Below are 12,009 nucleotides of genomic sequence, written 5' to 3' on the forward strand. Positions count from 1 at the left end.
TTCATATGAGTAAATACTTATCAATTGAAGATTTGAATCGTTGTTTTCAAAAGCAAGAGAATAAATTGAGACAACTGCATGAACTCCTTCACAGCTATTCTTTATTAACCGCTCATGTGTTTGTTCTGCCTGATGTCAAAAAAGGTAGCGAACATGATCCAATAACAGAAATAACCGTTGATGAAATTTCAGGTAATGAAGCATTAAATTTAAGTTTAAGCCATTATCAGAAGTTATTTATACATCACAATAATCAAAATATTAGCAGCAAAGCGGCTGTTCGCTTGCCGGGTGTATTATGTTTTTCTGTGAATCAACAGCAATACCACTCTGCTTTAAATCTGATTGAGGAGATTAATAAGTTAAAAGCAGAACTTGAACACATCGTCACGGTGCAATCAGGTGTGAATAAAGAGCAGCGGTTTGAGTTTGTTCATAATCAGTTACATGGGTTGATTACACTAAACGCTTACAGAACAATCACTCCCCTTCTCAATCCTGATTCAGTGCGTTTTGGTTGGGCAAATAAAAACATCATTAATAAAGTCACAAAAAACCAAATTTTGGCGCGTTTGGAGAAAAGTTATCACTCAGGGCGTGCTGTTTCCCCCTATTCCCGGGAACAATGGGCAGAATTTGTTGCCAAAGAAATTACTGATATAAAAAAATTGCCGGATGATGTGATTTTAAAAATAAAACGTCCAGTGAAAGTGCAACCTATTGCACGGGTCTGGTATACAGAGCAACAAAAGCAAGTGCAATATGCCTGCCCTCTTCCATTAATTGCGTTTTATGTTAACTATGGCGAATACCCGCCAAAGATCGGCGAATTACCTGATTATGATGCCGATGCAATAGTGCATCGCTATAAACCCAAAGCTAAGCCATTGGAGTTGGTTATTCCAAGACTGCATTTGTATCGTGAGATTTAATGCATGACTGTTATTTGACCGCATTAGTCATTTGTCATAAAAAAATGACTAATGCGGTGCTTATGTTATGAGGCCGTTAATCAGTTACATACCTCAATCTTAATATACTTACCAGCATGTTTGATGATTTTTTCATCTGCCGTAATAAAAGTCATTTTTTCCAATTTAGTCTGTGAGACTAGCTTCGAACAAACGGGTAATTGTCTCATCCTCGCTATCGAAATCCGCAGGGCAAGAGAATTGTCCAGCAAGAGAGCCCAGTTTGCGTTTAGGCTCTTCTTCCCTGTAAGGCATGACTTTGGCTATAACTTTACCGTTGCGCGCAATAAGGAATGGCTCCCCGGTTGTTGCCACACTGTTTAACAGTTTGGACAGATGTGTCTTAGCTTCGTAGATATTGATTTTTTCCATCAGCGATGGCCTCATTTTTAAACCTAAAGTCATCAGATACAGAAAATGGCGCGCTGGATGTCATCAATCTCATAGGCAGAATTGAACATGGAGTTATATCGTGATCCTATACCGGCTCATACGGAAATGAAAACCGGAACACAAGGCTCCGGTTCAAATAGCTAAACAGCGATTATTTCAAGCTGCCAACCATATCTTCAGGACGAACCCACTCATCAAACTCAGCGTCTGTCAGATAACCCAATTTCATTGCGGATTGTTTCAGTGTCAGCCCTTCTTTATGCGCTTTCTTGGCAATTTCCGCTGCTTTGTCATAACCGATATGGGTATTCAGCGCCGTGACCAGCATCAGCGATTCATTCAGCAACTGCGTAATACGATCGCGGTTAGGCTCGATACCTACAGCGCAATGTTCATTGAAGCTGCGCATACCATCAGCCAGCAGACGAACAGATTGCAGGAAGTTATCAATGACCATCGGGCGGAACACGTTCAGTTCAAAGTTGCCAGATGCACCACCAATATTGATAGCAACATCATTACCCATCACCTGGGCGCAAAGCATCGTGACCGCTTCACACTGAGTCGGGTTAACTTTACCTGGCATGATTGAACTGCCTGGTTCGTTTTCAGGAATTGAAATTTCACCAATGCCGCAGCGAGGGCCGGAAGCCAGCCAGCGAACATCATTGGCAATTTTCATCATGGATGCAGCCAGACCTTTCAATGCACCGTGAGAATGGACCAGAGCATCACAGGTAGCCAGCGCTTCAAATTTATTTGGTGCAGTAACAAATGGATGGCTGGTCAATTCAGCCAGCTTTTTAGCAACACGCACAGCATATTCAGGATGGGTATTCAGACCGGTACCGACAGCCGTTCCGCCCAATGCCAGTTCACAAACATGTGGAATACTGTCTTCGATGTGCTTTAGATTATGTGTCAGCATGGCCACCCAACCAGAAATTTCCTGGCCAAGGGTCAATGGCGTCGCGTCTTGCAAGTGAGTACGACCAATTTTGACAATATCCTTATAAGCTTCAGCTTTATCAGCCAATGTTTTTTGTAATACTTTCAGCTCAGGGATAAGGTGCTCACGCAGTGCAATAACAGCGGCAACATGCATTGCTGTTGGGAAAACGTCGTTCGAACTCTGGCTCTTATTCACATCATCATTAGGATGAATAAGGCGTTCACCGCCCCGCACCCCGCCAAGGATTTCGCTACCACGGTTCGCCAACACTTCGTTCATGTTCATGTTACTTTGTGTTCCGGAACCGGTCTGCCAGATAGCAAGAGGAAACTCTGTCGGATGTTTACCTTCCAGCACTTCTTTCGCAGCAGCGATAATTGCGTCACCCCGTTCTTTCGCCAGAAGGCCCAAATCCATATTCACACTGGCCGCAGCCTGTTTGGTCAACGCAAGAGCATGGATCAATGCAACAGGCATTTTCTCCTGCGAAATGCGGAAATGCTCCAGTGAACGTTGAGTTTGCGCTCCCCATAATTGGTCAGCAGGTACTTCGATAGGCCCCATTGAGTCTTTTTCAATGCGAGTGGCTGCCATTATTACTATCTCCTTAACACACAGAATAATCGAATATGCATAACCAGCCTTTGCAGATAAACTGATTGGCATTCCACTATCATGCCACATATTAGTTCCTGATTATGCCGACCAAGTCGTGTTTATTGTATTGTGGCCTGAAGGAAATAGATTGATTTTTTAAAAAGAGAGCAACGACCATGTTGAAGATGATAAATCAAATCCAACACTATTCATGGGGGAGTAAAACCGCCCTGACTCATATTTATGGTGTTGAAAATCCAGATGATCTGCCAATGGCTGAATTATGGATGGGCACCCACCCTAAAAGCAGTTCGATTGTGGCAGATCCTGAAACTGGAAAACCAGTTGCTTTAAATAAATTAATAGCCAGTGATCCGGAAAAATATCTGGGGAAAAAGGTTTCGGACAGATTTCACCGTTTACCGTTCCTATTTAAAGTGTTGTGTGCAGCTCAACCTCTCTCTATTCAGGTTCATCCTGATAAAGCATCCGCCGAAGAAGGTTTTACCAAAGAGAATAGCGCCGGTATTCCACTGGACTCACCTGAAAGAAATTACAAAGATGATAACCATAAGCCCGAATTGGTTTATGCCCTGACGCCTTTTCGGGCCATGAATGGGTTCCGTCCATTAAACGAAATTGCACAGTTATTGGAAGTTGTTACCGCCGCACATCCCAAAATTCAGTTCTTTATTCAGAAACCAGATGAACAGAATCTGGCTTTTTTATTTTCCCAATTACTTCATATGAGAGGCAAACAAAAGCAGCTGGCGCTGGGTGTATTAAAATCAGCATTAAACAGCCGTATTGGCGAACCGTGGGATACCATTAAAAAAATGACGGAGTTTTATCCTGACGACAATGGCCTGTTTACCCCACTTTTACTCAATGTTATTGAACTTGAACCCGGTCAGGCGATGTTTTTATGCGCCCGCACGCCTCACGCTTATCTGGAAGGTGTCGCTCTTGAGGTTATGGCAAATTCAGATAATGTCCTACGAGCGGGTTTGACCAATAAACATATGGATATTCCTGAGTTAATGGCAAACCTTGATTTTGTATCAAAACCAATAAACACATTATTAACCCTGCCAAAACAGCAAAAAAAAGTGCAAAACTTCCCTGTTCCTGTTAATGATTTCGCATTTTCTGTTTATTCTTTATCAAAACAGCCAATTATTCTTGAAAATGATTCAGCATCGATTGTTTTTTGTATTGAAGGTCAAACAGTTATACAATCTGGTGAACACCAATTAAACATTTTCCCAGGTGAGTCAGTATTTATTTCTGCGGCAGAAAAAGCGGTGATTATTCACGGCGATGGTTTCACCGCCCGGGTTTTTAATCAATAATGCGGATCTGGGTTTAAAGCTTAATTCATAGGCTGTTAAACGCGACGTAAATTCCAAGCGGTGTTAACGGCCATTTTTATACAAGAGAGTACATATTACCTGCGAAATATGTACTGAAAGGATGGATTTACATTATGAAAAAATCGTTAGTGGCAGTAGGCGTTATTGTTGCCTTGGGTGCAGCTTGGACTGGGGCTTCATGGTATACAGGTAAACAAATCGAACAACGTATCGGCCAATCAGTTTCCCACGCCAATGCTGAATTGGAAAAAGCATTCCCTGAAACGGGTCTGGTACTACAGAGTAAAGATTTCCATCGCGGGATATTCAGTTCTGATGTGCGACTTGTCTTAACGGTTAAAGATGGCGTTAAAAATGCAGAAATCAAGCCAGGTGAAGAGATTTCAATTAAGTCTGTGATTGATCACGGCCCTTTCCCACTGGCACAAGTGAAGAAATTGACACTTATTCCTAGCATGGCTTCCGTTCATTCCGAACTGGAAAATAACGAAGCGCTAAAACCACTATTCGAAGTGACTAAGGGAAAATCCCTGTTTACTGCTGATTCCCGTGTTAGTTATAGCGGTTCTGTTATTTCCGATGTGGATATTATCCCCGTCGATTTTGAACAAAATGGAGCTAAATTCAATTTTTCCGGTGCCAAATTGACCTCAGATCTCAGCCGTGATCTGAAAGAGGTATCACTGGCAATAAAGAGTGACCAACTGACGATCAATAAAAACAACGAAAATTTTGTTGTTAAAGGGATTGATTTGGACCTGTCCAACAAAAAAGGCAAATTTGATATCTATATTGGCGATCAAAACATCAACATTCGGGAAATCAGCCTGAAAGGGATCGGCAATGAAGATATGGTTCTTTCCGGTGTTAAGATCAATTCAAACATCAGTGAAGACGAAACTAATCTGAAAGGGAAAGTCACTTATAGCTTAGATAGCCTCAAACTGAAAAATACCGATTTCGGTTCAGGGAAATTTGCTATTACCGCGGATCGTCTGGATGGTGAATCTGTCCGTAAATTCACCCAAGCATACAATGATGCTACAGCTAAATCCCTCACGTCTGGCGATCTCTCTTCCGATGCGGCAAACGCGGCCATCATTGACGCCGTTTTTTCTAACTTTCCTATCCTGCTGAAAAACAATCCACAATTTGGTATCGAACCCCTGACCTGGAAAAATGCCAAAGGTGAAAGCAGCATCAGTTACAAAGTAAGCCTGAAAAACTTACCAAAAGATAAAAGCAACTTATCTGCAATGAAAACCGAAGACGCTATCCGCACGTTAATTCAGGATATGTCTTTGAATGTCACCTTACCAAAACCTATGATGACTGAGTTCGCCACTCAGGCAATGATGATGAATGGTATGGATAAAGCGAAAGCTGAGGATAAGGCGGCAAAACAGATAGAACAGTTTGAACAATTCGGCCAACTGTTTAAAATCACCACTGTTGATAAAGATGCCATCAGCATTAAGTTTAACTATGCAGACGGTAATGTCGAAATGAACGGTAAGAAAATGCCCTTACATCAGTTCATGTCTGAATACAATTTAGCCGACCCTTCTGACGATGAAGCAACGCCAGAAAGCGACACTCACAACAGTAAAAAGGTACAAATAGAAGGTACTGTGAAGCCTGCGCAATAAAACAGCTATAAACACTTTTGTTAAATTGCCAGTCAACCAATTTGACTGGCTTTTTTATATAAAAAAGGACTTGGAATATGATTGATATACAGCTCCCGCTAACAGATTTACATCGCCATCTTGACGGAAATATTCGTCCAGCGACCATTTTAGATCTCGCCCGCCAGCATAATATCCAACTTCCGGCTAATAATCTGGCATCACTGCTCCCGCACGTACAAATTATTAGCAATGAACCCGATCTCGTCAGCTTTTTGCAAAAACTGGATTGGGGAGTGGCGGTGCTGGCTGATTTGGATGCCTGTCGTCGTGTTGCTATTGAGAATATTGAAGATGCTATCAATGCCGGGCTGGATTATGCCGAGCTACGTTTTTCCCCTTATTACATGGCAATGAAGCATCAATTGCCGGTTGAAGGGGTTGTTGAAGCGGTTATTGATGGTATCCATTCTGCCTGTCAAAATAATGATATCGATATTCGTCTTATCGGTATTCTGAGCAGAACGTTTGGTGAACAAGCCTGTACTCAGGAACTGGCTGGTCTGCTGGCTCACCACCAGCATATTACTGCACTGGATCTGGCGGGTGATGAATTAGGTTTCCCCGGCCATCTTTTCCAATCTCATTTTACCCAAGCCCGTGATACCGGCTGGCAAATAACTGTCCATGCCGGCGAAGCGGCTGGCGCTGAAAGTATTTGGCAGGCTATTCGTGAATTAGGTGCAACGCGGATTGGTCATGGTGTAAAAGCGATTACTGATCCGGCTCTGATGGATTATTTGGTTGAGAACCGTATCGGTATTGAATCCTGTTTGACATCTAATCTTCAAACAAGCACTGTTAATTCTTTATTGGACCATCCACTAAAACAATTCCTGGAAAAAGGTATTCTTGCTTCTATCAATACGGATGATCCAGCCGTTGAAGGTATTGAGATCCGCCATGAATATGAAGTAGCTGCACCTGCCGCGGGTTTATCTGTCGCTCAAATCCGTCAGGCTCAAATTAATGGGCTGGAAATCGCTTTTATCAGTGATGCAGAAAAACAGGCATTACGAATGAAAGCAGCAAGTCGTTAAATTTAAACTTCTTTCTCAGGAATGGGAAACCCATTCCTGATTATATTTTTCACTTGAACTATATAAGATGTAAAAGCTTTTCTACAGGGCAAAATGTTATTGTTACTTGGGATTAGTAAGAATATACTATTAATATCCCTATTTAATTTTTAAGTGGGGCTATATGTGGCTTTTAAATATGACAGGTTCGAAATTATGAAAAATCTATTTATTATGATGATGTTCCTCTCCGCAATAGCCGGATGTTCCGATAAAAACAATCGAAATAGGCTAATTCAAACGAAAGAAGGGTTAAAATTTGAATTTTTATCCGGTGAAAAATTTATCTTAACTCAAGCGTGTACAGATCAAATTGATTATTTAGGATCACATGATGGAATGAATGATGAGTTATCAGTCGTAGTGAAAAAAGATAAACCATGTTTTCCTCGATTTAATGCTCTAATCAATAAAAACATTGGAACCCAAATGACAGTATCATTCAACGGTATTCCTATGTACACAACGACTATTCAAACCTCTTTACCTCCTTCGTTTAGAATGGGGGCAAATGATAAAAAACAAGCCATTAGTATTGTGAACACATTAAAGAATTATATAGGTTGCCCTAAGTCGTTTTCAAAATAGTAAAGCATAGGGAACTTCTCAATCCAATTTTTGCGATCTGATGAAAGTGCTTTGCCAACTATTTACATTCTATTCCCGTCTTAACCTCCGGGCATAACGTTGTGCTAATACCGCACACACCATCAATTGAATTTGATGAAAAATCATCAATGGCAACAACATTACGCCAACCGTCGCCGCCGGGAACAAAACATTCGCCATCGGCACACCATTAGCCAATTGTTGGCTTTCATTTTTACTCAGCAGATTTTACAAGAGTAATTAGTAAGCATGTAGTAATAATCTTTGGATATCAAGAGGATGGAAGATGGCTTATAGCCGACCCTAATGAAGAAGAGGTTAAGTACTTCACTCCCGAGGAATTACAAGAAATGGGTATTTTTCTTGCAGAAGTTTTCTACTCAACGCCTCCACCCTTTCAATAAGGGAAGAACTCAAGAATTAGCAGGCCTGCTGTCTCACCACCAGCATATTACCGCACTGGATCTGGTAGATGATGGTGAATCTCATTTACTATCGTGTTGCATTTATGTCCTTATGGTCTTATTTTTACTTTAAAAGTAATTAATCGACTGTCTTAATTGTTTTAGAGGATGAAAGAATGACTTCACTTACAATGAATATACTTACAGCAGTTAAAGCACTCAAAGCATCGGGTTTTAACGATGAGCAGTCTGAAAAAATCGTTGAAGTTATTGCAGAATTGCAAAACACAAGTGCCGCCACCAAAGTAGATCTGACAGCTGCTACCGAAAGCATTAAAACCGATATTAATACTATAAAAACAGATTTAGATTGGATGAAGAAACTGATATTAGCTGTTGGCGTTACTGTTGTTATCGCGGCATTGAAATATATCTTTATCGGTTAATGTATTATGAGATTAATTTAATAGAGAATTATACTGCCCGTCAGCGGATGCTTTATGTAATTTAAAAACTTTACAGAACAAAAGATGGCGGGAGTATGTGAAGGACAGTCCTTTACATATCTATTCCCGTCTTAACCTCCGGGCATAACGTTGTGCTAATACCGCACACACCATCAATTGAATCTGATGAAAAATCATCAATGGCAACAACATTACGCCAACCGTCGCCGCCGGGAACAAAACATTCGCCATCGGCACACCATTAGCCAAGCTCTTTTTCGAACCACAAAAAACAATAGTAATTTCGTCTTCTTTATTAAAACCTAACCAACGGGCAGCATAAGTATTAATAACCAACACAACCGCCAGCACAATACAGCAAACCACGCCAATCATCAGGAGTGAATAACCATCAATCTTATGCCAAATGCCTTCTACCACAGCTTCACTAAAAGCCACATAAACTACCAGAAGAATTGATGACCGGTCTGTTATATTAACCAGTTTTTTATGTCTCTCCACCCAACGTGCAATCAATGGCCGTGACAAATGTCCAATAATAAAGGGAACCATCAATTGAAGCACAATGGATTTTATTGCTTCCAATGTATCAGAGCTGCCTTCACCTTGTGTATGGATCATCAACCCAACTAATATTGGCGATAAAAACACCCCCAAAATACTGGATGCCGAAGCACTGCAAATAGCAGCAGCAACATTACCACCTGCAACAGAAGTAAAAGCAATAGCGGATTGAACAGTGGCTGGTAATGCACAAAGGTAAAGAAATCCCCAATAAACTGTCGATGTCATGATCTCAGGAACCAGCAAATTCAACCCCAATCCTATAATCGGGAATAAAACAAAAGTGCTGAGAAAGACCACTAAATGAAGCCGCCAATGCCCCATGCCGGCAATAATGGCTTGTCGGGATAATTTAGCCCCATGCATAAAGAACAGCAAAGCAATAGCAGCCGTCGTTAACCGTTGAAACCAGACTTTAGCTTCCCCCTCACAAGGCAAGAATGTCGCAATAACAACGACCGTCACTAATATCATCAAAAAAGGATCTATTTTTAACTTTTGCCACCAAGTCATTAGTTATTTTCCTTGCTTTGAAATATTTAGCCTGGTAAACAAGGCTAAATATTAAGAATTAAATAGCTGAACATAGACAGATTCTTAAGAAATTCTGTGGGAATTTATTCCATCACCACAATACCAAGCCGTTCCATCAACTCCGACGCTTGATAGGTATCGATTCTCACCCCCTCCAGATCGATGCTACGGATGTCGAGTTCACCCAGCATTGAGTTAGTTAGATTACAATGGGTGAAATTTGCTGCACGCCAATCAAACGCGGCAAACTCACCACCAGAAAGATCGGAACCACTGAAATTTGCACCAAGAATATTCGCACCATTCCAACGGTTTTCCCATAATTCACACTTCTCAAGAATAACCTTAGAAAAGTTGGCGTAGCTCAAGTTACTTTTGGTTATGTACGCACTACAAAACCAGACACGAGAACTAATCATATTCATAAAACTGGTTCCACGAAAGTCTGAACCTTGAGCCCTGCATTCCTTGATCTCTATACCAAATGCGTTAGCATTCCCGAAATTAGCCATTGACAGATCGCAGCTTTTAAAGCTGGCATCCTTTAGCACAGCACGGCTGAAGTTACACCCCATCTGACTTTCCTGATCATAAAACTGACAACCGATAAACTGCGTTTCGCTTAGATCGGCCCCTGAAAAATCACAATTAAGGAATTTACCATTTTCAATTACCTCTCCGGTAAACCGGTTACGTCCAATCTTTTCATCACACAGTATTAATGTTTTCATATAATGACTGTTCGTTGTTGTTTTGCAGATTCGGTACCGGCTTCAATTAATTTCATGATTTGAATGGCTTCACTTGCCGTTACCGGATTGGGTTTGCCTATCGTAATGGCATCACGTATCGCAGCATAATAAGCAGAATAATTACCGGGCAACGTCGGGATATATTCAGTCACTAATTCATCTTCACGTGACAACGTCACAACTCCATCACGAATATCATATCCCCAATCGGCATGTGGCGGCCTTTCACCGACTTTCAATCGCTCTTCCTGAGGATCAAGGCCATATTTCACATAGCTGCCTTCCATACCATGCAGCGTATAAACCGCAGACTCAGCCGCCGCCAACGTTGTTGCGTGAAGAACCACTTTGATATCCGGATAATTCAGCAATACATGAAAATAATCCACCGCTTCGGCGTTTGGGCGGATCATCCCCAAATCAGCGGTAATGGATTGTGGTTTACCAAACAGTTGAACCGCCTGATCAAGTAAGTGGGGACCTAAATCATACCAAATGCCGCTTCCCTCTCCTGCCGCCTCACGCCATCTTTGACGTACAACCGGACGATAACGGTCAAAATGGCATTCGAAATATCTCAATTTGCCGAGACGATTTTCTCTAATCAAAGATTTTATTGTCAGAAAACCAGAATCCCAACGGCGGTTATGAAATACCGAAAGTAATAATCCCGCCTGTTCTGCTTGTTGCTTTAAAGATTCAGCCTGTTCAACCGTGATGGTAAAGGGTTTATCCACCACAACATGTTTACCGGCTGCCAGCGCCTTCTGCGCCAAAGGGTAATGAGTGTCATTAGGCGTAGGAATAACTATCAAATCAATTTCAGGATCATTGAAAAGATCCTCAGGGTGGGATACGACCGCAATATTTGACCAGTCTGATTTCACTTTTTCAGCGTTACTACTGGAAATAGCAACCAATCTAACACCGGCAGTCCCGGCAATTAATGGTGCATGGAAGGTTTTGCTGGCATAACCATAACCCACCAACCCAACCTTTAACAGATCACTCATAACAGGCCCTCAAACTTACTATTAATATGCTGCAATTCAACATCAGTAAAAAATATCATCGGTGATTACCGTTGCGCAAATTATCTCTGAACTAATCTATTCACTAACCAGGCAGAATCGCCTACTATTTCTTTTTCACATAGCTTGAATGAGAATAGCTTATGTATAAAACTAATGATTACCACAGAATTAATGGCTGGATTCTGGCCCCGACGGCTTATCTGATCATGACCTTTCTCAGTGCCAGTGTAATGCTCGCTTTATATATTATGACTTTTTTCAGTCAGAACCTTTCGTTGAGTAGCGGGAATAATCACTTTACTTTAATGTGGTTTCTTTCTGTTGCCATTACGGCGGTAATGTGGTGTTTCACCCTATGGGTATTGAAATTGCTTTTCCGCCGATCAAAAAGATTCCCACAAGCCTTTATTATCTGGCTGATTGTCACCGTATTAATCGCATTGAAAACGTTCACCTTCTCCCCCATTCCTGATCAAATTGCGCTACGGGCACTAGCATGGCCACTATTAGCCGCCGCTATTTTTGTCCCCTACATTAAGCGTTCTTACCGGGTCAAAATGACTTTCACACAAGATCGATAACCGCAATTTCC

The 12,009-nt window shown here is 41.5% G+C and carries 12 protein-coding genes and 1 pseudogene; 7 read left to right on the plus strand and 6 right to left on the minus strand.

What is annotated here, in order from left to right; translation table 11 throughout:
• Nucleotides 1-5: 5 nt before the first annotated feature.
• Nucleotides 6-932, plus strand: a complete 927-nt coding sequence (gene tus, locus LGZ99_RS04630) for a DNA replication terminus site-binding protein (RefSeq protein WP_036837193.1) — start codon at nt 6-8, stop codon at nt 930-932.
• Between the two features lie 165 nt (nt 933-1,097).
• Here the strand turns inward: tus and LGZ99_RS04635 are convergent, their stop codons facing one another.
• On the minus strand, nt 1,098-1,343 hold the full coding sequence (locus LGZ99_RS04635) for a type II toxin-antitoxin system Phd/YefM family antitoxin (RefSeq protein ID WP_036837191.1): 246 nt from the start codon (nt 1,341-1,343) through the stop codon (nt 1,098-1,100).
• Nucleotides 1,344-1,515: 172 nt separating this feature from the next.
• On the minus strand, nt 1,516-2,910 hold the full coding sequence (gene fumC / locus LGZ99_RS04640) for a class II fumarate hydratase (RefSeq protein WP_036837189.1): 1,395 nt from the start codon (nt 2,908-2,910) through the stop codon (nt 1,516-1,518).
• 179 nt (nt 2,911-3,089) lie between these two features.
• Between fumC and manA the strand changes: the two genes are divergently transcribed.
• The 4 genes from manA (at nt 3,090) to LGZ99_RS04660 (ending at nt 7,641) form a co-directional block, all read left to right on the plus strand.
• Nucleotides 3,090-4,265, plus strand: coding sequence for a mannose-6-phosphate isomerase (gene manA, locus LGZ99_RS04645; protein WP_023045774.1), 1,176 nt, complete (start codon nt 3,090-3,092; stop codon nt 4,263-4,265).
• Nucleotides 4,266-4,399: 134 nt separating this feature from the next.
• Nucleotides 4,400-5,935 carry a YdgA family protein gene (locus tag LGZ99_RS04650; protein WP_262978894.1) on the plus strand — a complete coding sequence of 512 codons (1,536 nt, stop codon included), beginning with the start codon at nt 4,400-4,402 and terminating at the stop codon, nt 5,933-5,935.
• Nucleotides 5,936-6,012: 77 nt separating this feature from the next.
• Entirely contained in the window at nt 6,013-7,014 is a 1,002-nt protein-coding gene (gene add / locus LGZ99_RS04655; RefSeq protein WP_023045775.1) for an adenosine deaminase, read from the plus strand.
• A 195-nt stretch (nt 7,015-7,209) separates the two neighbouring features.
• The gene (locus LGZ99_RS04660; protein WP_262978895.1) at nt 7,210-7,641 is read left to right on the plus strand and encodes a hypothetical protein; all 432 of its coding nucleotides are present in this window, start codon (nt 7,210-7,212) and stop codon (nt 7,639-7,641) included.
• Between the two features lie 69 nt (nt 7,642-7,710).
• On the opposite strand, the pseudogene LGZ99_RS04665 reads toward LGZ99_RS04660, so the two are convergent.
• A pseudogene (locus LGZ99_RS04665) lies at nt 7,711-7,866 on the minus strand (bile acid:sodium symporter); the annotation flags it as partial.
• 376 nt (nt 7,867-8,242) lie between these two features.
• On the opposite strand from LGZ99_RS04665, the gene LGZ99_RS04670 reads away from it, so the two are divergent.
• Complete coding sequence (locus LGZ99_RS04670; RefSeq protein WP_023045779.1) at nt 8,243-8,512, plus strand: CCDC90 family protein; 270 nt, start codon at nt 8,243-8,245, stop codon at nt 8,510-8,512.
• Nucleotides 8,513-8,632: 120 nt separating this feature from the next.
• On the opposite strand, the gene LGZ99_RS04675 is transcribed toward LGZ99_RS04670, so the two are convergent.
• The 3 genes from LGZ99_RS04675 to LGZ99_RS04685 all read right to left on the minus strand — a co-directional run bounded on the left by LGZ99_RS04675 (nt 8,633) and on the right by LGZ99_RS04685 (nt 11,396).
• Nucleotides 8,633-9,610: a bile acid:sodium symporter family protein gene (locus LGZ99_RS04675; protein WP_262978896.1), complete on the minus strand. Its 978-nt coding sequence runs from the start codon at nt 9,608-9,610 to the stop codon at nt 8,633-8,635.
• 104 nt (nt 9,611-9,714) lie between these two features.
• On the minus strand, nt 9,715-10,362 hold the full coding sequence (locus LGZ99_RS04680; protein ID WP_023045781.1) for a Qnr family pentapeptide repeat protein: 648 nt from the start codon (nt 10,360-10,362) through the stop codon (nt 9,715-9,717).
• Entirely contained in the window at nt 10,359-11,396 is a 1,038-nt protein-coding gene (locus tag LGZ99_RS04685) for an oxidoreductase (protein WP_262978897.1), read from the minus strand. Before LGZ99_RS04685 ends, LGZ99_RS04680 begins: the two co-directional genes overlap by 4 nt.
• A gap of 161 nt (nt 11,397-11,557) precedes the next feature.
• Between LGZ99_RS04685 and LGZ99_RS04690 the strand changes: the two genes are divergently transcribed.
• Complete coding sequence (locus tag LGZ99_RS04690; RefSeq protein ID WP_021325411.1) at nt 11,558-11,998, plus strand: DUF2569 domain-containing protein; 441 nt, start codon at nt 11,558-11,560, stop codon at nt 11,996-11,998.
• Nucleotides 11,999-12,009: the final 11 nt, after the last annotated feature.

Source organism: Photorhabdus temperata (genome assembly GCF_025384845.1).
GTDB classification, from domain to species: domain Bacteria; phylum Pseudomonadota; class Gammaproteobacteria; order Enterobacterales; family Enterobacteriaceae; genus Photorhabdus; species Photorhabdus temperata.

Excerpts from the sequence above, each read along its gene's own strand:
- LGZ99_RS04660 (WP_262978895.1), top strand. The coding sequence starts at position 7,210 with ATGAAAAATCTATTTATTATGATGATGTTCCTCTCCGCAATAGCCGGA.
- LGZ99_RS04650 (WP_262978894.1), top strand. The coding sequence starts at position 4,400 with ATGAAAAAATCGTTAGTGGCAGTAGGCGTTATTGTTGCCTTGGGTGCA.
- fumC (WP_036837189.1), bottom strand. The coding sequence starts at position 2,910 with ATGGCAGCCACTCGCATTGAAAAAGACTCAATGGGGCCTATCGAAGTA.
- LGZ99_RS04635 (WP_036837191.1), bottom strand. The coding sequence starts at position 1,343 with ATGGAAAAAATCAATATCTACGAAGCTAAGACACATCTGTCCAAACTG.
- LGZ99_RS04685 (WP_262978897.1), bottom strand. The coding sequence starts at position 11,396 with ATGAGTGATCTGTTAAAGGTTGGGTTGGTGGGTTATGGTTATGCCAGC.
- manA (WP_023045774.1), top strand. The coding sequence starts at position 3,090 with ATGTTGAAGATGATAAATCAAATCCAACACTATTCATGGGGGAGTAAA.
- LGZ99_RS04670 (WP_023045779.1), top strand. The coding sequence starts at position 8,243 with ATGACTTCACTTACAATGAATATACTTACAGCAGTTAAAGCACTCAAA.
- LGZ99_RS04690 (WP_021325411.1), top strand. The coding sequence starts at position 11,558 with ATGTATAAAACTAATGATTACCACAGAATTAATGGCTGGATTCTGGCC.
- tus (WP_036837193.1), top strand. The coding sequence starts at position 6 with ATGAGTAAATACTTATCAATTGAAGATTTGAATCGTTGTTTTCAAAAG.
- LGZ99_RS04675 (WP_262978896.1), bottom strand. The coding sequence starts at position 9,610 with ATGACTTGGTGGCAAAAGTTAAAAATAGATCCTTTTTTGATGATATTA.
- LGZ99_RS04680 (WP_023045781.1), bottom strand. The coding sequence starts at position 10,362 with ATGAAAACATTAATACTGTGTGATGAAAAGATTGGACGTAACCGGTTT.
- add (WP_023045775.1), top strand. The coding sequence starts at position 6,013 with ATGATTGATATACAGCTCCCGCTAACAGATTTACATCGCCATCTTGAC.